The organism is Streptomyces sp. NPDC021020 (genome assembly GCF_044333285.1).
Taxonomy (GTDB): Bacteria; Actinomycetota; Actinomycetes; order Streptomycetales; family Streptomycetaceae; genus Actinacidiphila.
Map to the genome: position 1 here is coordinate 217,834 of NZ_JBIRQQ010000011.1, position 18,748 is coordinate 236,581.

17 protein-coding genes are annotated in these 18,748 nt (G+C 73.0%); 13 read left to right on the top strand and 4 right to left on the bottom strand.

The genetic code is table 11. From position 1 onward, the window contains the following. Positions 1-11: 11 nt before the first annotated feature. Genes ACH4SL_RS30050 through ACH4SL_RS30065 form a run of 4 tightly spaced genes read left to right on the top strand, consistent with a single transcriptional unit; the run spans position 12 to position 5,471 of the window. A complete protein-coding gene (locus tag ACH4SL_RS30050) occupies positions 12-1,310 on the top strand; it encodes an ABC transporter substrate-binding protein (protein ID WP_398451246.1) in 1,299 nt (432 codons plus the stop codon). 14 nt (positions 1,311-1,324) lie between these two features. Next, entirely contained in the window at positions 1,325-2,281 is a 957-nt protein-coding gene (locus tag ACH4SL_RS30055) for a carbohydrate ABC transporter permease (protein ID WP_398451248.1), read from the top strand. Further along, positions 2,281-3,099 (top strand): carbohydrate ABC transporter permease, encoded by an 819-nt coding sequence (locus ACH4SL_RS30060; RefSeq protein WP_398451250.1) that lies wholly within the window; start codon positions 2,281-2,283, stop codon positions 3,097-3,099. The genes ACH4SL_RS30055 and ACH4SL_RS30060 overlap by 1 nt, the downstream gene beginning before the upstream one ends. Continuing rightward, positions 3,096-5,471, top strand: coding sequence for a beta-glucosidase (locus ACH4SL_RS30065; protein WP_398451252.1), 2,376 nt, complete (start codon positions 3,096-3,098; stop codon positions 5,469-5,471). The genes ACH4SL_RS30060 and ACH4SL_RS30065 overlap by 4 nt, the downstream gene beginning before the upstream one ends. Before the next feature lie 104 nt (positions 5,472-5,575). On the opposite strand, the gene ACH4SL_RS30070 is transcribed toward ACH4SL_RS30065, so the two are convergent. Then, positions 5,576-7,396, bottom strand: coding sequence for an FAD-dependent oxidoreductase (locus ACH4SL_RS30070; RefSeq protein ID WP_398451254.1), 1,821 nt, complete (start codon positions 7,394-7,396; stop codon positions 5,576-5,578). A 314-nt stretch (positions 7,397-7,710) separates the two neighbouring features. Between ACH4SL_RS30070 and ACH4SL_RS30075 the strand changes: the two genes are divergently transcribed. The 9 genes from ACH4SL_RS30075 (at position 7,711) to ACH4SL_RS30115 (ending at position 14,605) form a co-directional block, all read left to right on the top strand. After that, positions 7,711-8,838 carry a SchA/CurD-like domain-containing protein gene (locus ACH4SL_RS30075; RefSeq protein WP_398451256.1) on the top strand — a complete coding sequence of 376 codons (1,128 nt, stop codon included), beginning with the start codon at positions 7,711-7,713 and terminating at the stop codon, positions 8,836-8,838. Positions 8,839-8,945: 107 nt separating this feature from the next. Beyond that, positions 8,946-9,398, top strand: a complete 453-nt coding sequence (locus tag ACH4SL_RS30080; protein WP_398451258.1) for a cupin domain-containing protein — start codon at positions 8,946-8,948, stop codon at positions 9,396-9,398. Next, positions 9,395-10,660 (top strand): beta-ketoacyl-[acyl-carrier-protein] synthase family protein, encoded by a 1,266-nt coding sequence (locus ACH4SL_RS30085; RefSeq protein WP_398451260.1) that lies wholly within the window; start codon positions 9,395-9,397, stop codon positions 10,658-10,660. The genes ACH4SL_RS30080 and ACH4SL_RS30085 overlap by 4 nt, the downstream gene beginning before the upstream one ends. Continuing rightward, entirely contained in the window at positions 10,657-11,916 is a 1,260-nt protein-coding gene (locus ACH4SL_RS30090; protein WP_398451262.1) for a beta-ketoacyl synthase N-terminal-like domain-containing protein, read from the top strand. The genes ACH4SL_RS30085 and ACH4SL_RS30090 overlap by 4 nt, the downstream gene beginning before the upstream one ends. A gap of 56 nt (positions 11,917-11,972) precedes the next feature. After that, positions 11,973-12,230, top strand: a complete 258-nt coding sequence (locus tag ACH4SL_RS30095) for a phosphopantetheine-binding protein (RefSeq protein ID WP_398451264.1) — start codon at positions 11,973-11,975, stop codon at positions 12,228-12,230. 3 nt (positions 12,231-12,233) lie between these two features. Continuing rightward, a complete protein-coding gene (locus ACH4SL_RS30100; RefSeq protein ID WP_398451266.1) occupies positions 12,234-12,704 on the top strand; it encodes an SRPBCC family protein in 471 nt (156 codons plus the stop codon). Between the two features lie 78 nt (positions 12,705-12,782). Beyond that, positions 12,783-13,124: a TcmI family type II polyketide cyclase gene (locus tag ACH4SL_RS30105; protein ID WP_398451268.1), complete on the top strand. Its 342-nt coding sequence runs from the start codon at positions 12,783-12,785 to the stop codon at positions 13,122-13,124. Between the two features lie 182 nt (positions 13,125-13,306). Beyond that, a complete protein-coding gene (locus ACH4SL_RS30110) occupies positions 13,307-13,708 on the top strand; it encodes a hypothetical protein (RefSeq protein WP_398451270.1) in 402 nt (133 codons plus the stop codon). A 186-nt stretch (positions 13,709-13,894) separates the two neighbouring features. Next, positions 13,895-14,605, top strand: a complete 711-nt coding sequence (locus ACH4SL_RS30115) for a class F sortase (RefSeq protein ID WP_398451272.1) — start codon at positions 13,895-13,897, stop codon at positions 14,603-14,605. Between the two features lie 77 nt (positions 14,606-14,682). Here the strand turns inward: ACH4SL_RS30115 and ACH4SL_RS30120 are convergent, their stop codons facing one another. The 3 genes from ACH4SL_RS30120 to ACH4SL_RS30130 all read right to left on the bottom strand — a co-directional run bounded on the left by ACH4SL_RS30120 (position 14,683) and on the right by ACH4SL_RS30130 (position 18,706). Next, on the bottom strand, positions 14,683-15,777 hold the full coding sequence (locus ACH4SL_RS30120) for a methyltransferase (RefSeq protein WP_398451274.1): 1,095 nt from the start codon (positions 15,775-15,777) through the stop codon (positions 14,683-14,685). 82 nt (positions 15,778-15,859) lie between these two features. Next, the gene (locus tag ACH4SL_RS30125; protein WP_398451276.1) at positions 15,860-17,086 is read right to left on the bottom strand and encodes a nitrous oxide reductase family maturation protein NosD; all 1,227 of its coding nucleotides are present in this window, start codon (positions 17,084-17,086) and stop codon (positions 15,860-15,862) included. A gap of 246 nt (positions 17,087-17,332) precedes the next feature. Then, positions 17,333-18,706 carry a cellulose binding domain-containing protein gene (locus ACH4SL_RS30130; protein ID WP_398451278.1) on the bottom strand — a complete coding sequence of 458 codons (1,374 nt, stop codon included), beginning with the start codon at positions 18,704-18,706 and terminating at the stop codon, positions 17,333-17,335. Between the last annotated feature and the right edge of the window lie 42 nt (positions 18,707-18,748).

Below are 18,748 nucleotides of genomic sequence, written 5' to 3' on the forward strand. Positions count from 1 at the left end.
AAGGCTGGACGATGAAGAAGAGATGGCTTCCCCGTGCTGTGGCCGGCAGCGTGGTACTCGCCCTCGGGCTGACGCTGGCCGCGTGCGGCGGTGGCAGCTCCAGCAGCAACGGCTCTGGCAGCTTCACGGTGCTCGTCTACGGTGACGCGAGCAACAAGGTCGAGAAGCAGATCGTCGACACCTTCAACAAGACGTCGAAGGTCAAGGCGAAGCTGCAGACGATCCCTGGTGCGGACTACCAGACCAAGCTCCAGACGATCATCAACACCAAGCAGGCGCCCGACGTCTTCTTCAACTGGGGCGGCGGCAGCATCGCGCCCTTCGTCAAGGCCGGCCTCCTCCTGCCGCTCGACGACATGATCACCAAGGACCCGAACCTGAAGTCGCAGTTCCTGCCTTCGGTGTTCAACGGCGCCGTGATCGACGGCAAGTCCTACGGCATCCCGATGCGCGGCACCCAGCCGGTCATGCTGTTCAACAACAAGAAGGTCCTGGCCGACAACGGTCTGACCGCGCCGAAGACCTGGGACGACCTGCTCAACGCGGTCAAGGTCCTCAAGGACAAGCACATCACCCCGATCGCGCTCGGCGGCGGCGACCAGTGGCCGACCCTCATGTGGTACGAGTACATGTACGACCGCATGGCCGGCCCGAGCCTGTTCGACAAGGCCCTCGGCGGCGACAAGTCGGCGTGGGACTCCGCGGACAGCCGCGCGGCGCTGGGCAAGCTCAAGGAGCTCATCGACGCCGGTGCCTTCGGCACCAACTACGACTCGGTCAAGTACACCGACGGCGGCTCGGTCGCGCTCGTCGCGCAGGGCAAGGCCGGCTTCGAGCTCATGGGCTCCTGGTACTACTCGCAGCAGCAGCAGGACAACCCGGACTTCGCGAAGTCCGACCTGGGCTACAGCAGCTTCCCGACCGTCTCGGACGGCAAGGGTGACCAGACCGACATCGTCGGCAACACGAACAACTACTACTCGGTCCTGAAGAAGACCAAGTACCCGGACGCCATCGCGCAGTTCCTGAAGCTGCAGTACAGCGACGAGTTCGTGAAGGCCCAGATGGCGATCGGCAACCTGCCGACCACCACCAACACGGCGAACTTCATCTCCACCGCCGCGTCCCCGGACTACTCGCAGTACCAGTACGACCTGGTGAAGGCCGCTCCGTCGTTCCAGCTCTCGTGGGACCAGGCCTACCCGCAGTCGGCCAGCAACGCGATGCACACCGCGGTGCAGCAGTTCTTCGACGGCAAGCTCGACGCCGACGGCTTCATCAAGGCCATGCAGGCCCTGCCCACATCCTGAACCGGGATCCAGAAATGACCACCACTGACTCACCCAGGGTGGAGAAGCGCCGGCCCGTACTCCGGGCCGGCGCCGGCCGGCCGGGCCGCAAGTCCGGCGCCTCCGTGGCCCGCCCAGGCTTTGCCTGGGCGGCGCCCGCCACTCTGTTCTTCGCCCTTTTCGCCGTCGTGCCGCTGATCATGGTCGCGGTGCTGTCGTTCGCCGAGTGGGACGGCGTCGACGCGCTGTCCTTCACCGGCCTGGACAACTGGAAGACCCTCTTCCACGACCACGTCATGCTGCAGAGCATCTGGCTCACGCTGCTGACCACGGTGCTCGGCGTCGTCGTCCAGACCCCGCTGAGCATCCTGCTGGGCGTGTGGGCGGCGGGCAAGCAGCGCAACCGGGCAGTCCTGTCCGCGATCTACTTCATCCCGCTGCTGCTGTCGGCGACCGCGATCTCCATCCTGTGGCGCGCCCTGCTCGACCCGAACTTCGGCGTGCCCTCCCAGGCCAGGTGGCTGTTCGGCGACGGCAACCTGTTCGGCCACCAGAGCACGGCCATCGGCGTGCTGATCTTTGTGGGCGCGTGGCAGTACACGCCCTTCCACACCCTGATCTACCAGGGCGCCACCCGCGCGATCCCGCAGGTGCTCTACCAGGCCGCGGCGATCGACGGCGCCGGCCGGATCCGGCAGTTCTGGTCCATCACGCTGCCGCAGCTGCGCACCACCATGGTCACCTCGATGATCCTCATGGTGGTGGGCGGCATGACCGTGTTCGACACCGTGCTGATCCTGACCCAGGGCGGTCCCGGCACGGACACGACGACGACGCCGTACTACTCGTACGTCAAGGGCTTCAAGGACTTCCAGTTCGGCTATGCCTCGGCCATCGCCCTGATCCTGGTGGTCATCGCCACGATCATCTCGCTCGTCATCGTCAAGTTCTCCGGTTACGACAAGATGCGCAGCTCGTCGGAGGGACTGTGATGAAGCGCCGTCCCAATTACCTGGCCGGTCTCGGCTCTCTCGTCTGGCTGGTCCTGATCGGCCTGCCGCTCTACGTGATGCTCGCCGCCACCTTGCAGAGCCGTTCGGACTACTCGTCCAGCGGGCCGCTGTCGTGGCCGAAGCACTTCACGCTGTCCAACTACACCCAGGATTTCTCCAACGGGTTCGGGCATTACTTCCTGAACACCGTCCTGGTCACGGCCGCCGTGGTGGCGATCGTGCTGATCCTGATCCCGCCGCTGTCGTACGCGATCGTGCGCAGCCAGGGCAGGACCACCACCGGTGTCTTCCGGCTGTTCCTGCTGGGCCTCGCGATCCCGTCGCAGGCCGTCATCGTGCCGATGTTCTACCTCATCACCAAGGCCGGCCTGTACGACAACCTCGTCGGTGTCATCCTGCCGACCGCGGCGTTCTCGCTGCCGGTCTGCGCGCTGGTCCTCACCGGTGTGATGCGGGAGATCAACTCCGAGCTGTACGAGGCCATGGCCATGGACGGCGCCACACCGACCAGGACGTTCTTCCAGCTGGTGCTGCCGCTGTCCAAGAGCGGCCTGTCGACGATCGTGGTCTTCTCGGCCCTCCAGGCGTGGAACGGCTTCCTGTTCCCCCTGGTGCTCACCCAGAACGAACCGTCGAAGGTCATCACCCTGGGCCTCTTCAACTTCCAGACCGAGCACGGCATCGACGTCCCCGGCCTGCTGGCCGCGGTCGTGCTGTCGATGCTGCCCATCTTCATCGTCTACCTGTTCGCCCGCCGTGCCCTGGTCCAGGGACTCATGGGCGTCGGAGGAAAGTGACCGGCACCGTGGCCGAAGAGACTAAGTCCGCTACTCCCCCCTGGAGGAACACCTCCCTCGCCCCGGAAGCCCGGGCCGATGCGCTGATCGCGGCGATGACCGTGCAGGAGAAGGTCGCGCAGCTGTTCGGGATCTGGGTGGGTGCGTCCGACGAGGGCGGCGAGGTCGCCCCGTACCAGCACGAGATGGAGGAACCGGTCACCCTGGAGAGCCTGCTGCCGCAGGGTCTCGGCCAGCTGACCAGGTCGTACGGGACCGCGCCGGTCGACCCGGCGCTCGGCGCGCTGTCGCTGCTGCGCACGCAGCGGAGCATCGCGGCGGCGAACCGTTTCGGCATCCCGGCCGTCGCGCACGAGGAGTGCCTGGCCGGCTTCGCGACCTGGGGCGCGACCGCCTACCCCGTACCGCTGTCGTGGGGCGCCAGCTTCAACCCGGAGCTGGTCCGCACGATGGCGGCCCGGATCGGGCAGGACATGCGCGCCGTCGGCGTGCACCAGGGCCTGGCCCCGGTGCTCGACGTGGTGCGCGACGCCCGCTGGGGCCGGGTCGAGGAGACGATCGGCGAGGACCCGTATCTCATCGGCACGGTGGCCACCGCGTACGTCCAGGGCCTGGAGTCCACCGGCATCGTGGCGACGCTCAAGCACTTCGTCGGCTACTCGGCCTCGCGCGCCGGGCGCAACCTCGCGCCGGTCAGCATGGGCACCCGGGAGCGCGCCGACGTCATGCTGGCGCCGTTCGAGATGGCGATCCGGGAGAGCGGCGTCCGCTCGGTCATGCACGCCTACACCGACATCGACGGTGTGCCCGCGGCCGCCGACGCCGACCTGCTGACCGGGCTGCTCCGCGACACGTGGGGCTTCACCGGCACGGTCGTCGCGGACTACTTCGGCATCGCCTTCCTCCAGCTGCTGCACGGTGTGGCCGGCGACCTCGGCGAGGCGGCCGGCGCCGCCCTCAACGCCGGCGTGGACGTCGAGCTGCCGACCGTCAAGGCGTTCGGCGAGCCGCTGCTCAAGGCGATCGCCGACGGCCAGGTGCCCGAGACGCACATCGACCGCGCGCTGCGCCGCGTCCTGGTGCAGAAGGTCGAACTCGGCCTGCTGGACCCGGACTGGGACCCGGTGCCCGCCGCGCTGGCCGGCGTGGACACCACCGACACCGCCGCGCTGCGCGGCGCCGTGGACCTCGACTCGGCGGAGAACCGGGCGGTCGCCCGCGAGATCGCCGAGCAGGCCGTGGTGCTGCTGCGCAACGAGGGCGGCACGCTGCCGCTCGCCCGCCCCGCGAAGATCGCGGTCATCGGCCCCAACGCCGAGGTCCCGACCGCGGTGCTGGGCTGCTACTCCTTCCCCGTCCACGTCGGCAGCCAGCACCCCGAGATGCCGGTCGGCATCGAGCTGCCCACCCTGCGCGAGGCGCTGGCCGAGGAATTCCCCGGCAGCGAGATCACCACGGCGCGCGGCTCGGACATCGACACCGACGACACCAGCGGCTTCGCCGAGGCGGCGCGGCTGGCCGCCGAGGCGGACATCGTTGTCCTCGCGCTGGGCGACCGTGCCGGGCTCTTCGGCCGCGGCACCAGCGGCGAGGGCTGCGACAGCGAGTCGCTCACCCTGCCCGGTGTGCAGCAGCAGCTGCTCGACACGCTTCTGGACGCCGGCACCCCGGTCGTCGTCACCCTGCTCGCGGGCCGGCCGTACGTGCTGGGCCGCGCGGTGGACGAGGCCGCGGCCATCGTGCAGACGTTCTTCCCCGGCGAGGAGGGCACGCGGGCGGTCGCCGGTGTGCTGTCCGGCCGCGTCGCGCCGTCCGGAAAGCTGCCGGTCAGCATCCCGCGCAGCCCCGGCACCCAGCCGTCGACGTACCTGGTGGCCAAGCTCTCGCACGCGAGCGAGTCGTCGAACATCGACCCGACGCCGGCCTACGGCTTCGGCCACGGTCTGACGTACACCAGCTTCCAGTGGGGCGACCTGGAGGTGCCGGAGCTGGAAGCCGGCACCGACGGCGAGATCGGTCTGTCGTTCTCCGTCCGCAACACCGGTGAGCGCGCGGGCACCGAGATCGTGCAGCTCTACCTGCACGACCCGGTCGCCTCCGTGGTGCAGCCGGTGCAGCGGCTGATCGGCTACCGCCGGGTCGACCTGGAGCCGGGGCAGTCCGCCCGGGTCGAGGTCACCGTGCCCGCCGACCTGGCGTCCTTCACCGGGCGCGACGGCCGCCGCGTCGTGGAGCCCGGCGAGCTGGAGCTGCGGCTCGGCGCGTCCTCCACGGACCTCCGGTTGACGGTGGTCGCGACCCTCACCGGTCAGGTGCGCGAGGTCGACCACACGCGCAGGCTGCACGCGCAGTTCAGCACGACGACGGCCTGACGGCCAGACTCCCGCGTACGGCGTACGGCGTACGGCGTACGCATCAGCGGCGGCGGCCGCCGGCTCCCACCGGCGGCCGCCGCCGCATGCGTTGGTGCGTGCCCTCACGCCAACTTCAGCACCTCCCGCAGCGCCGCCGTCAGTTCCGCCTCCGGGTCGGGGGAGGCCGCCGGGGAGCGCCAGGCCACGAAGCCGTCGGGGCGGACGAGTACCGCGCCGTCCTCGCCCGTGGTGTGCGCCGCGGCCCAGTCCGCGCCCGGCTCGGTGACGAGGTCCGCGCCCGGTCCGCCGCCGACGCGGTAGCGGTCCAGCGGCACCCCGAGGCCGCGCGCGGCGCGTTCGGCGGCGGCGTGCCAGCCCGCGTCCGCGGCGGCGCCGCTGAGCAGCACCGGCACCTTCTCGTAGAGGTCGAGCGTGGACAGCCGCTCGCCGCCGCGGGTGACCCACAGGTGCGGGGCGCGGGTGCCCGGGTCGCCGGTCCACAGCCGCGGGCCCTTGCCGCCCGGCCCGCCGGGAGCCTGCGGCCCGGGGCGGCCGGCGGCCTGGCCGTACGGCGGCAGGACCGGTCCGCCGGGGGGCGGCTGCTCGCCGGGGTGGGCGGGGAGGTGCGGGGCGACCGGGCCGCCGGGGCCCGCGGGCGGCGTGGCCGGTGCGGGCGGCTGCGGCACCACCGGGCGGTCCGGGTCGACGCCGACGACCGCGCCCGCCGGGTAGCGGTAGCCGAGCGCCACGGTCAGCACGCCGCTCTGCCGGTTGCCCCCGGTGGGCAGCGCGTCGTAGCCGGGGTGGCTGTGCTCGGCGGAGCGCTCGGAGGCGCGGGCGCTGGTCGCGACGGCGACCGGCCGCCGCTCCTGCCCGTAGGTCTCCAGCAGGCCCGGGCCGGCCCAGCCGTCCAGCACCGCGGCGAGCTTCCAGGCCAGGTTGTGGGCGTCCTGGATGCCGGTGTTGGAGCCGAACGCGCCGGTCGGCGACATCTCGTGGGCCGAGTCGCCGGCCAGCAGCACCCTGCCCTGCCCGTAGCTCTCGGCGACCCGCTCGGCGGCGTGCCAGGGAGCCTTGCCGGTGATCTCGATCTCCAGGCCGGGCGCCCCGACCGCGGTGCGGATGTGCGCGGCGCACCGCTCGTCGGTGAAGGCCTCCAGCGGCTCGCCGTCCTCGGGGTGCCAGGGCAGGTGGAAGACCCACTCGTCCTGGTTGTCGACGGGCAGCAGCGCGCCGTCCGCGTCGGGGTTGGTGAGGTAGCAGGCGATGAAGTGCCGGTCGCCGACGACCTCGGCGAGGCGCTTGGCGGTGAAGGTGACGCTGACGTTGTGGAACAGCTCGCCCGCGCCGGTCTGGCCGATGCCCAGCGCGCTCCGCACAGGGCTGCGCGGCCCGTCCGCGGCGACGAGGTAGTCGGCGCGGACGGTGCGGGTCGTGCCGCTCTCCCGGTCCAGGATCTCCGCGGTCACCCCGTCCGCGTCCTGCATGAAGGACGTCAGCTCGGTGCCGAAGCGCAGGTCGCCGCCGAGGTCGCGGGCGTGCCGCAGCAGCACCGGCTCCAGGTCGTTCTGGCTGCACAGGCACCAGCCCGACGGGCTGAGCGCGGCCAGGCCGCCGCCGGGGTCGATCTCCCGGAAGAGCCAGCGCTGGTTGTCGCCGGTGAGCGACTCGGCCTGCAGGATGCCGTGGTTGCGGGCGAGTACGGAGGCGGCCTCGCGGATCGCCGGTTCGACGCCCGCGGTCCGGTAGATCTCCATGGTGCGCACGTTGTTGCCGCGGCCGCGCGGGTGGTGCGAGGTCGCCGCGTGCTTCTCCACGAGCAGGTGGCGCACGCCGAGCCGGCCGAGGAAGAGGGAGGCGGACAGCCCCACCAGGGACCCGCCGACGACGAGGACCGGTACGTGCTCGGTGCCGTCGCCGCGGTCGGTGGACATCGGTTGCATCTGTTGCTCCTGCCTGTACGGGCGCGGGGCACGACGGCGGTGGGCCGCCGGCGCTGCCGGTGCTGCCGGGGCCCGGCACGCCGTCGTCCGGTCCCGTCTCTCTCCTTGCCCGGTCGGCGGCCCGCGGGGTTGCGGAGGCGGCGCATTCGCCCGCATGGACCGCACATCTCGCGGCGTTGGCGGCATCGACGCACGATCGGAAAACCAGGGGACGGCAGATCGGCAGTCGGACACGGCCGCGCGGCAGCCCACCCGCGACAAGCCCGCACGCGAGACCCGCCGCCCGAGGGCGGCACCGTGAGGAGAAGTGGAAGATGACGACCCTGTCCGGAGAACCGGGAACGGCGGGCACTGCCGTCGCCGCCGGCGACACCGAGTCCGCGACGCTGCGTGTGGTGCTGATGCTGGACGTCAGGAAGGGCGCGCAGCAGGCCTTCCTGGACGCGTACCAGCTGCTGCGCGACCAGGTCGCCTCGGTGCCCGGCCACGTCAGCGACCAGCTGTGCCAGTCCATCGAGGACCCGTCGCAGTGGCTCATCACCAGCGAGTGGGAGAGCGCCACGCCCTTCCTGACCTGGGTGGAGAGCGCCGAGCACCGCGAGATGGTCAAGCCGATGCACGACTGCGTCAACGACACCCGGTCGCTGCGCTACGAGGTGCTGCGCGAGACGTCGGCGGCCGGCCACACGGGCAGCCGCGCGCCGCGCCCGGAGCGGGCGGGCGACGGCCGGATCCGGCACGCGATCACCTTCACCGTCCGGCCCGGCAGCGAGGAGGTCGTCGCGAAGCTGCTGAGCGACTACGCCTCGCCCTCGGCCCGTGTCGACTCGGCGACCCGGCTGTGCCGGACGTCGCTGTTCATGCAGGGCAACCGGGTGGTGCGGGCGGTGGAGGTGCGCGGCAGCCTGTCCGCGGCGCTGCGGCACGTCGCCCAGCAGCCCGAGGTGCGCGCGGTCGAGGAGGCCATCAACCCGTATCTGGAGGAGGAGCGCGACCTGACCTCCGCCGAGTCGGCGCGCGCGTTCTTCGGCCGGGCGGCGCTGCCGGCGGTGCACGAGGCCGTGGCCGAGGCCGAGCGCCCCGGCACGGTGCGGCGGTACGCGCTGCAGTACCCGGTGCGCGGCGGCGGTGGCGCCGCGGCGGCCCGGGTGCTGGCGCGGTCCGACGAGCTGGCGGCGGCCGACCCGACCGGCTCGCTGGTGCGCAGCACGGTCTTCCAGCGTGACGACGTCGTCGTGCGGGTCGTCGACCTCGCCGACACGGCGGACGCGGACCTGGCGCTGACCACCGGCACCGCGGACCGCGACCTGGCCGCGGAGCTGGGCCGGCAGCTCGAACTGCCCGGCGCCGTCCGCGACCTCGGTACGGACCAGGGGCGCGCGCAACTGCTCGCGCACTGCCGGATGACCCTGCTCACCGACCGCCACTCGCAGGACGTGTGACGGCCGGCCGCACGGCCCGGCAGTCCCGCAGCACCGCACCACCGCAGGCGGCACGGCCGCGGATCTCCCCGCGGCCGGCCGCCGTGACACCACTGGAGGCACCCGTCATGACCGCTCAGCCCCACCGGATCGTGCACATCGACGACGTCCAGCCCAACCGGCGCCGCGGCGGTGATCTGCGCGCCCTGCTCACCCCGACCGTCAGCGGCTCGACGAGCGGTTTCATGGGCGTCGCGATCATCGGGCGCGGCGAGCGCATCGCGGAGCACTACCACCCCTACTCCGAGGAGTTCGTCTTCGTCGTCGAGGGCGAGCTGGAGGTCGACCTGGACGGGACGGCGTACGCGCTCTCGCCCGACCACGGGCTGCTGATCCCCAAGGACGTGCGGCACCGCTTCCGCAACGTCGGCACCGGCACGGCCCGGATGGTCTTCCACCTCGGCCCGCTCGCGCCGCGCCCGGAGCTGGGCCACGTCGACACCGAGGACGCCGAGGGCAACCCGCTGCTGCCCGCCGACGGCGCCGGGCGACCTGCCGAGGCGGCGGGAGCGGTCAAGTGACCAGGCGTGTCGCGGTCACCGGCATCGGAGTGGTCGCCCCGGGCGGGGTGGGCGTACCGGCCTTCTGGGACCTGCTGTCCTCGGGGCGGACGGCGACCCGGCGGATCTCACGGTTCGACGCGACGGGCTTCCGCTCCCGAATAGCCGCCGAGTGCGACTTCGACCCGGCCGGCGTCGGCCTCGACCCGGTACGGCTGGCACGCGCCGACCGCTACGTGCAGTTCGCGATGGCCGCGGCGGACGAGGCGCTGCACGACGCGGGGATGGACCCGCAGGCCGAGGACCCCTGGCGGATCGCGGTGTCGCTGGGCACCGCCGTGGGCGGCACGACCCGGCTTGAGCACGACTACGCCCTGGTGAGCGCGGGCGGTGACCGCTGGGACGTGGACCCGGCGAAGGCCGAGGCGCATCTGCACCGGGCCTTCACCCCCAGCGCGCTGACCGCCGAGGTCGCCGAGCAGGTCGGCGCGCGCGGCCCGGTCCAGACGGTCTCCACCGGCTGCACCTCGGGCCTGGACGCGGTCGGCTACGCCTTCCAGACCATCGAGGAGGGACGCGCCGACATCTGCATAGCCGGCGCGTCGGACTCGCCGATCTCCCCGATCACGGTGGCCTGCTTCGACGCCATCAAGGCCACCTCGCCGAACAACGACGACCCGGCGCACGCCTCGCGCCCCTTCGACGCCGACCGGGACGGCTTCGTCCTCGGCGAGGGCGGCGCGGTGCTGGTCCTGGAGGAGCTGGAGCACGCGCGGGCCCGCGGCGCACACGTCTACTGCGAGGTCACGGGCTACGCCTCGTTCGGCAACGCCCACCACATGACCGGCCTCACCCGCGAGGGCCTGGAGATGTCGCGGGCCATCGACCACGCGCTCGCGCACGGCAGGACCGACCGCACCGCCGTCGACTACGTCAACGCGCACGGGTCGGGCACCAAGCAGAACGACCGGCACGAGACGGCCGCGGTCAAGCGGTCGCTGGGCGAGCACGCCCGCAGGACCCCGATGAGCTCGATCAAGTCCATGGTCGGGCATTCCCTCGGCGCGATCGGCGCGATCGAACTCGCCGCCTGCGCGCTGGCGATGGAGCACGGCGTGGTGCCGCCCACCGCCAACTACGAGACCCCGGACCCCGAGTGCGACCTCGACTACGTGCCGAAGGTCGCGCGCGAGCGCCGGCTGCGGACGGTGCTGTCCGTCGGCAGCGGCTTCGGCGGCTTCCAGTCCGCCGTGGTCCTCAACCGGGAGGAGGCGGGCCGATGACCGGCACGACGGGAAGGACCGGCCGGCGGCGCCGTACGGTGATCACCGGGCTGGGTGTCGTCGCCCCCACCGGAGTGGGCGCCGACGCGTACTGGAAGGCGACCAAGGAGGGCGTGAGCGCGCTCGGCCCGGTCACCCGGGAGGGCTGCGAGGCGCTGCCGCTGGCCGTCGCGGGCGAGGTGCCGGGCTTTGACCCGTCCTCGCTCGTCGAGGAGCGCTTCCTGGTGCAGACCGACCGCTTCAGCCACTTCGCGATGGCCGCCGCCGACATGGCCCTGCGCGACGCGGTGATGGACGCGGCGGCCGCCGGGGAGTACGGCATCGGCGTGGTGACCGCGGCCGGTTCCGGCGGCGGCGAGTTCGGCCAGCGCGAGCTCCAGCAACTGTGGGGCCGCGGGCCGCGGTTCGTCGGCCCGTACCAGTCGATCGCCTGGTTCTACGCCGCGAGCACCGGCCAGATATCCATCCGCGGCGGCTTCAAGGGCCCCTGCGGGGTGGTCGCGAGCGACGAGGCGGGCGGGCTCGACGCCTTCGCGCACGCCGCGCGCAGCATCCGCGGCGGCGCCGCCGCCATGGTGGTGGGCGCGACCGAGGCGCCGCTCGCGCCGTACTCGGTCGTCTGCCAGCTCGGCTACCCGGAGTTGAGCCGGGCGGTCGACCCGCAGCAGGCGTACCTGCCCTTCACCGACCGGGCGTGCGGCTTCGTCCCCGCCGAGGGCGGCGCGATGTTCGTCGCCGAGGAGGAGGACGCGGCCCGTGAACGCGGCGTCACCGCGCGGGCGGTGGTCGCCGGGCACGCCGCGACCTTCACCGGCTCCGCGGACTGGGCCGCCTCCCGCGAGGGCCTGGCGCACGCGATCCGCGGCGCGCTGGCCGAGGCGGGCGCGGCGCCCGAGGAGGTCGACGTGGTCTTCGCGGACGCGCTCGGCGTGCCCGCCGCCGACCACGCCGAGGCCCTGGCGCTGGCCGACGTACTGGGCCCGCACGCGGCCAGCGTGCCGGTCACCGCCCCCAAGACCGGTACCGGGCGCGCCTTCTGCGGCGCCGCGGCGCTGGACGTGGCCTGCGCGGTGCTGGCCATGGAGCACGCGGTCGTGCCGCCCACCCCGAACGTCACCGACGTCACGGGCGGCCTCGACCTGGTCACCGGCCACGCCCGGCCCGCCGACCTGCGCACCGCCCTGGTGCTCAGCCGCGGCCTGCTCGGCTCCAACTCGGCGCTGGTGCTGCGGCACGGCGCGGACGCCCGGCTGTGACCGCCGCCCCCACTCCCCCGATCCCGAACAGAAACCCCTCACGCAAGGAGCCGCACATGCACACCGTGATCACCTACGCGGAACTGGCCGCGCTGATGGAGCGCCGGGCCGGCGTCGTCGTCGACCCCGCCGACCTGGAGCTCCAGTCCGACACCCCGTTCGCCGACCTCGGCCTGGACTCGCTGGGCCTGCTCGGCATCGTGGGCGCGCTGGAGAACGAGCACGGCGCCACCATCCCGGCCGACGCCGACGCCTGCCGCACGCCGCGCGAGCTGCTGGACGTCGTCAACGACGTGCTGAAGGCGAGGGCTTGAGCCATGGCCGCACACACCGAGAACGAGATCGTCATCGGCGCCCCGCTGGACCTCGTCTGGGACATGACGAACGACCTGGAGCACTGGCCGCGGCTGTTCAGCGAGTACGCGTCGGTGGAGGTCCTCAAGCGCGAGGGCCGCAAGACCACCTTCCGGCTCACGATGCACCCGGACGAGAACGGCAAGGTCTGGAGCTGGGTGTCCGAGCGCGAGCCGGTGCCCGAGACCCGCACCGTGACCGCCCGCCGGGTGGAGACCGGGCCCTTCGACTTCATGGAGATCTTCTGGAGCTACCACGAGGTCCCCGGCGGCACCCGGATGCGCTGGGTGCAGGACTTCGCGATGAAGCCGGAGGCGCCGGTGGACGACGCCGGGATGACAGCCCGGATCAACGCCAACTCGGTGGTCCAGCTCGAACTCATCAGGGACACCATCGAGAAGCGCGCCCGCGAGGAGGTCCCGGTCGCCAACTGACGCCGTGCCCGGGCGGGCCGTCCCGCCCGGGCACGTAGGTCCCCTCGCTCCCCCACGCCCAGGAAAGGACGTACCGCCGTGCACCGCGCCCTGATCGTCGCCCGGATGGCCCCCGGCTCCGCGGACGACATCGCCGAGGTCTTCCGCTCCTCCGACCGCGGCGACCTGCCGCGGCTCATCGGGGTGAGCAGCCGCAGCCTCTTCCAGTTCGGCGACCTTTACTTCCATCTGATCGAGGCGGACGGACCGCCCGGGCCCAAGGTGGCCGAGCACGCCTCGCACCCCGACTTCCAGGACGTGAGCCGCCGGCTGTCCTCCCACGTCAGCGCGTACGACCCGGAGACCTGGCGGTCCCCCGCGGACGCGATGGCCCGGGAGTTCTACCGCTGGGACCGCGCCGCGGTCGCCGAGCGGGCCTGACCGCCGGACTCGTCGTCCGGACGGCCCAATTCGCCACCCGGAGGGCCCAAGCACCACCCCGTTGCGGCCCTCTCCGGTGGCGCGTGGGGCGCGTGGGGCTGACGGTGAACACGTCGCACCTGCGATTCGCTTCGGCCGACCGCCTGTCGGCCGGCGCAGACGTGACGGAAGGAACACCTCACATGCGCACTGCCCGCACCCTCTTCGCCGGAGCTGCACTCTCTGCAGTCCTCGCCATCGCCGCCCCGGCCGCCCACGCGACGGGTGCCCTCAACGCGTACGACCCGAGCAGCCACGGTTCGTCGCACTCCACCGCCCACGACAACTCCCAGTCGACGACGGAGAACAGCAGCGACTCCGCCGCGACCGGCTCCGACAACGCCACCTCGGACGACGCCGCCCAGCAGGGCGACGCCGGCTCGTGGCACGGCAAGCACCCGCACGGCGGCGTGCACACCGGCGGCGGCGGCATGGCGCTGTCCGGTGGCGGCATGGCGGCCGGCTCGGTGCTGCTGCTCGGCGGCCTCGGTGCCGGTGCGGTCGCGCTGCGCCGTCGCCGCACCCCGGTCGGCGGCCTGGTCTGAACCGCCCTCCGGTGAACGGCTGATCACCGGCTGACGCTCCTCAGCTGTCTCCTGCCGTGGCCACCGCCGCTCCCCGCGGCGGTGGCCACGGCATATCCGGCCCCGCTTCGCGGAAGCCTCCGCCCGCGGGCCGCGGCAAGGCCCCGAGGAAGCCCGGGGAAGGCCCGAGGAAAGGCACCCAACCCCATGGACCAGCAGTACCCGCCGCCGCCCGCGGGCACGGCGGACGCCCGGCCGCCCCGCGCGCGCTCCCGCACGATGCGGTGGGCGCTCGCCTCGGCGGCGATCGGCGCCCTGATGATCTACAACTCGGTCGACTCCGCGGGCCGCGGCCTGCCCGCCCCGCCCGCCTCGGCCGCGGCGCCGCCCAGCGCCTCCGCGAGCGGCCAGAGCGCCATCGCGCCGGTGCCCATGGTCACCGTGCCGCCGCTGCCGGCGTCCGCCCCGACCCGGCTGGTCGTCAAGGGCATCGGGGTGAACGCGCCCTTCACCACCTTGCACCTGGACTCCGCGGGCAATCTCGGCGCGCCCCCGGCGAACGACAAGAACCTCGTCGGGTGGTACGCCGACGGCCCCAGCCCGGGCGAGCGCGGCCCGGCGATCGTGGCGGGGCACGTCGACACCAAGACCGGTCCCGCCGTCTTCCTGATGCTGCGCATGGTCAAGCCCGGCGACCCGGTGGAGATCACCCGGGCGGACAAGACGGTGGCGGTCTTCACCGTCGACTCCGTCGAGCAGTTCTCCAAGGGCGACTTCCCCGACCAGCGGGTCTACGGCGACACCCCCGATCCGCAACTGCGCCTGATCACCTGCGGGGGCAGCTACGACCGCAGCAAACGCGACTACACCGACAACGTCGTGGTCTTCGCGCACCTGACGTCCTCGCGCAAGGCCTGACTCCCCCGAACGGCGGCGGCCGGCCCGTGAACTTCCGGGCCGGCCGCCGTCGTTCCCGCACGGTCGCGGGGCGGGGGTCAGGCGTCGCGGACCACGCTGTCGAAGGCGTGCAGGTACGGGCCCACCGGGCGCACCTCGCCGACCTGCAGACCGGCCTCGGTCATCCGCGTGACCAGGCTCTCCCTGGTGTGCTTCTGGCCGCCGACGTTGAGCAGCAGCAGCAGGTCCATGGCGGTGGTGAACCGCATGGAGGCGCTGTCGTCCACCAGGTTCTCGATCACCAGCACCCGGGCTCCGGGGCGGGCGGCCGCCACGACGTTGCGCAGCGTCCTGCGGGTGCTGTCGTCGTCCCATTCGAGGATGTTCTTGATGACGTAGAGATCGGCCTGCACCGGGACCTCGGTGCGGCAGTCGCCCGGCAGCAGGGTGGCGCGGTCGGCGAGGGTGCCGCCCTCGCGCAGCCGCGGGTCGGCTCCCGCGACGACCTTGGGCAGGTCGAGCAGGGTGCCGCGCAACTGCGGGTAGCGCTCCAGCAGCCCGGCCAGCACATGGCCCTGGCCGCCGCCGATGTCGGCGACGGAGGCGATGCCGGTCAGGTCGAGGCTGTCCACCACGTCGCGGGCCGACTGCATGCTGGAGCGGGTCATCGCCTTGTTGAACACCGCGGCGGAGTCGGGCGCGTCCTCGTGCAGGTACTCGAAGAAGCGCTTGCCGTACAGGTCGGTGACGACGTCCTGGCCGGTGCGCACGGCGTCGTCGAGCCGCGGCCAGGCCTCCCACGTCCACGGCTCGGTGCACCACAGGGCGATGTTGCGCAGCGAGTCGGGCGCGTCCTCGCGCAGCATCCGCGACATCGCGGTGTGCGCGAAGCGGCCGTCGCCCTGCTCGGCGAAGACGCCGTAGCTGCCCAGCGCCCGCAGCAGCCGGCCCAGCGGCCGGGCCTCGGTGCGTACGGCCGCGGCCAGTTCCTCGGCGGTGGCGGGCTCGTCGCCGAGCGCGTCGGCGACGCCGAGCCGGGCGGCGGCCCGGATGGCCGCGGCGCAGGCGGCGCCGAAGACCAGCTCGCGCATGCGCATCACGGACTGGTCGGGGGCGTGCTGCGGCGGTGCGGGCGGGGCCTGCGGCGCCGCGGCGGTGGCCGGGGTCGCGGCGGCCGGTCGGGTCATGGTCATGGTCGGCCCTTTCGGTCGTGCCGGGTCGGGGGCGGGATCGGACGCGGCCGCGGTGCGCGCGGCGGACCGGCGTGGCGTACGGTCAGCACCGGCCGGCCGGCTGGGAGACGGCGCAGGAGTTCGCGCTGAAGGTGTTGCCCGAGCCCTTGGTGTCGCGGTCGGCGATGTCGGCGGGGACGTTGCCGGTCAGGGTGTTGTCGTTGACCTGGTCGCGCAGGTTGGCGACACCGACCTCGCTCGGGAAGAGCACCACGCCGCCGGACATGGGCGAGGCGCCGGAGTTGCCGCTGATGGTGTTGCCGGTGACGCGGGTGTCCTCGGCGCCGGTGAGCAGCACGCCGGTGCCCTGGATGGCGGGGAGCCGGCCGCTGGCGGCGCAGAACTTGTTGTTCTCGGTGATCCGGTTGGCGCGGATGTCGAGGTCGCCGGCCTTGGGGTTGTTCTCGTCGCCGACGACGAAGACACCGCCGCAGTTGCCGGAGACCGTGTTGTCCTCGACGGTGAGGACGCGCGCCCGGCGGACGGTGACGCCGATGCGGTTGCCGGTCAGCGTGTTGCCGGAGATGACGGTGCCGCGGGTGTCGAGCGCGCCGCCCTCCTCGCTGACGAGGTTGGCGACGAAGATGCCGGACTGGCCGTTGTCGACCGCCCGGTTGTCGCTCAGCACCGCGCGGGTGGACCGCTCCTGGCTGATGCCCTGGGCGCCGTTGCCCTGCACCAGGACGTGCCGGACGACCATGCGGTCGGTACCGGAGGCGTCGATGCCGTTGGCGCGGAAGCCGGTGATGTCGAGCGCCTCGATGCGGACGGCGGTGAGCGGCTTCCCGGCGGCGCCGGTCACGCACACGCCGTGCCCGGCGGCGGCGCACGCGGCCTGGGTCGTGGTGCCGCTGACGGCGGTGCCCTCCTGCGGCTGGGCGGGCGCGGGGGCCTGCTTGCCGGTGTCGGCGCCGGTGGTGGAGGTCGTGGTGTCCATGTGGCCGGCGGCCGCGGCCGCGGTGCTCTTCGGCGGCGCCGCGGGCGCGGACCCGGCGCCCTGGCCGGCCGGGGCGGTGATCGTGACCTGGCCCGGAGCGGCGCCCATCAGCGTTACGTTCCGCGTGATCTGCACGCTCTCCCGGTAGGTGCCGGGCATCACCAGCACGGTGTCCCCGTCGGCGGCCGCGTCGACCGCCTCCTGGACAGACTGGCCCGCGCGCACCACGTGGAGGCTTCCCGCCGCGTGCGCGGCGGGCGCCGTCATGACGCCGGCGCCGAGCGCCGCGGCCGCCATGACTCCCGCCAGGTATGTGCTGTGCCGTACGAGCATCGCTTCGACCTGCCTTTCTCGACCCGGCAGAGCGACAGCGCTGCGCAAGGTCCCAGGGCCTTCTTCGGATGGTGCCCGCCGTCTCGCCCCCTCGGGGGTGGGCGGCGCGGACGCGCTTCGAAGCTATGGGCGCCCTGGTCGGCCCGCCATTTGTGCGCGGGCATCCGGGGACGCCGGAGGGCCGCCGTGCGCGCGGTGCGCACGGCGGCCCTCCGGTGCCGGTCCGTCAGCCGGCCGCGGGCGCCGTCACGAGGCGGTGCAGACCGGGGTGCCGAGATCCGCGGCGGATCCGTTCAGGGTCATGCCCCACGAGGTGCTCGCGGACGGCGCGAGGGTGCCGTTGTAGGAGACGTTGCGCAGCGTCGTCGCGGGCGCCGACGCGTCCACGGCGGCGTTCCAGACGCTCGCGACCTGGACGCCGGAGGGCAGCGTCAGCCGTACGGCCCAGCCGCCGATCTGCCGGGTGCCGGTGTTCTGCACCGTCACGTCGGCCTGGAAGCCGCCGGACCAGGAGTTGCTGACGTGCACGGCCGCGGCGCAGCCGCCGGAGGCGGGCGGCGAGGTGGGCGGGGTCGTCGGCGGCGTGGTCGGGGGCGTCGTCGGCGGGGTGGTGGGCGGCGTGGTGGGCGGCGTGGTCGGCGGGGTCGAGCCGTCGCCGCCGCCGGTGGTGTAGTCGGTGGCCGTGTACGCCGCCGAGCACTGCCCGGAGCAGGACGCGGGCAGCGAGAAGTCGTACGTCCGGCCGCCGAAGACGTAGGAGTCGGTGACGTCGCGCACCCGGATGCGGAAGTCTGTGCCGCCCTCGGTGATCGGGTCGAGGATGAAGGACTGGCCCATGTCGCCGTTCATCTGGGCGTCGTGCCAGGCACCCGCGGAGTAGAACTCGACGCCGTGGATGCCGTTGGGCAGGTGCGAGACGGAGACCGCGCCCCAGTAGCGCTGGGCGCCCTGCAGGAAGCCGATCTTGATGTCGCCGGTGTAGCCGGGCGCCTCGACGTAGTGCCAGGACACCTGGCGGTTGTTCCAGTGGTCGGCCAGACCGCTGACCGCGCTGCCGTTCTTCGTGAAGTGGCCGAGCGAGGCCGTGTCGAGGTCCAGGTGGTTCGGGTCGTCGCGGCACCACGCGTTGGGGTCGGCGCAGCTGTCGGCGACCAGCATCGTGAGGGTGGCGCCGTCGTACTGGTCCGAGGTCCAGTTGCCGCCCCGGCAGAAGGGCTGTCCGGCGGCGCCGTCGTTGGTGCCCGTGCAGTAGTCGCCGATGGACACCTGCACGTAGCGGCCGCAGTTGTGGCCGTTGTCCCAGGCGCCGATGATCGAGCTCTGCGAGGCGGGCACCGGGCGCTGGTACATCGTGTAGTCGCCCGGGGTGTCGAAGACGTTGAGCGCGACGAAGTCCGGGATGTCGAGCGCCGACTGGGGCATGCCGCAGCCGCCGTAGGGTTGGCCGAGGCCGTCGAAGTGGGTGGCGTTGCCGGTGACGTCGGCCTGGGCGGCGGCGGGCGTGGCCGCGGGGGCGGGCAGCATCGTCAGGACGGACACCAGCGCCGCGGTGACGGCGGCGGCGAGCGCCGCGACCAGTCTGCGGTGCGGCCGGCGGCGGTGGTGCGCGGGTACGCGCATGGACGGCTCCTTGACGTGGGGGGAATGGGAGCGCTCCCATAG

Coding starts and splice junctions, on each gene's coding strand:
- ACH4SL_RS30095 (WP_398451264.1), top strand. CDS start 11,973: ATGCACACCGTGATCACCTACGCGGAACTGGCCGCGCTGATGGAGCGC.
- ACH4SL_RS30050 (WP_398451246.1), top strand. CDS start 12: ATGAAGAAGAGATGGCTTCCCCGTGCTGTGGCCGGCAGCGTGGTACTC.
- ACH4SL_RS30075 (WP_398451256.1), top strand. CDS start 7,711: ATGACGACCCTGTCCGGAGAACCGGGAACGGCGGGCACTGCCGTCGCC.
- ACH4SL_RS30055 (WP_398451248.1), top strand. CDS start 1,325: ATGACCACCACTGACTCACCCAGGGTGGAGAAGCGCCGGCCCGTACTC.
- ACH4SL_RS30125 (WP_398451276.1), bottom strand. CDS start 17,086: ATGCTCGTACGGCACAGCACATACCTGGCGGGAGTCATGGCGGCCGCG.
- ACH4SL_RS30110 (WP_398451270.1), top strand. CDS start 13,307: ATGCGCACTGCCCGCACCCTCTTCGCCGGAGCTGCACTCTCTGCAGTC.
- ACH4SL_RS30100 (WP_398451266.1), top strand. CDS start 12,234: ATGGCCGCACACACCGAGAACGAGATCGTCATCGGCGCCCCGCTGGAC.
- ACH4SL_RS30060 (WP_398451250.1), top strand. CDS start 2,281: ATGAAGCGCCGTCCCAATTACCTGGCCGGTCTCGGCTCTCTCGTCTGG.
- ACH4SL_RS30070 (WP_398451254.1), bottom strand. CDS start 7,396: ATGCAACCGATGTCCACCGACCGCGGCGACGGCACCGAGCACGTACCG.
- ACH4SL_RS30090 (WP_398451262.1), top strand. CDS start 10,657: ATGACCGGCACGACGGGAAGGACCGGCCGGCGGCGCCGTACGGTGATC.
- ACH4SL_RS30130 (WP_398451278.1), bottom strand. CDS start 18,706: ATGCGCGTACCCGCGCACCACCGCCGCCGGCCGCACCGCAGACTGGTC.
- ACH4SL_RS30120 (WP_398451274.1), bottom strand. CDS start 15,777: ATGACCATGACCCGACCGGCCGCCGCGACCCCGGCCACCGCCGCGGCG.
- ACH4SL_RS30080 (WP_398451258.1), top strand. CDS start 8,946: ATGACCGCTCAGCCCCACCGGATCGTGCACATCGACGACGTCCAGCCC.
- ACH4SL_RS30115 (WP_398451272.1), top strand. CDS start 13,895: ATGGACCAGCAGTACCCGCCGCCGCCCGCGGGCACGGCGGACGCCCGG.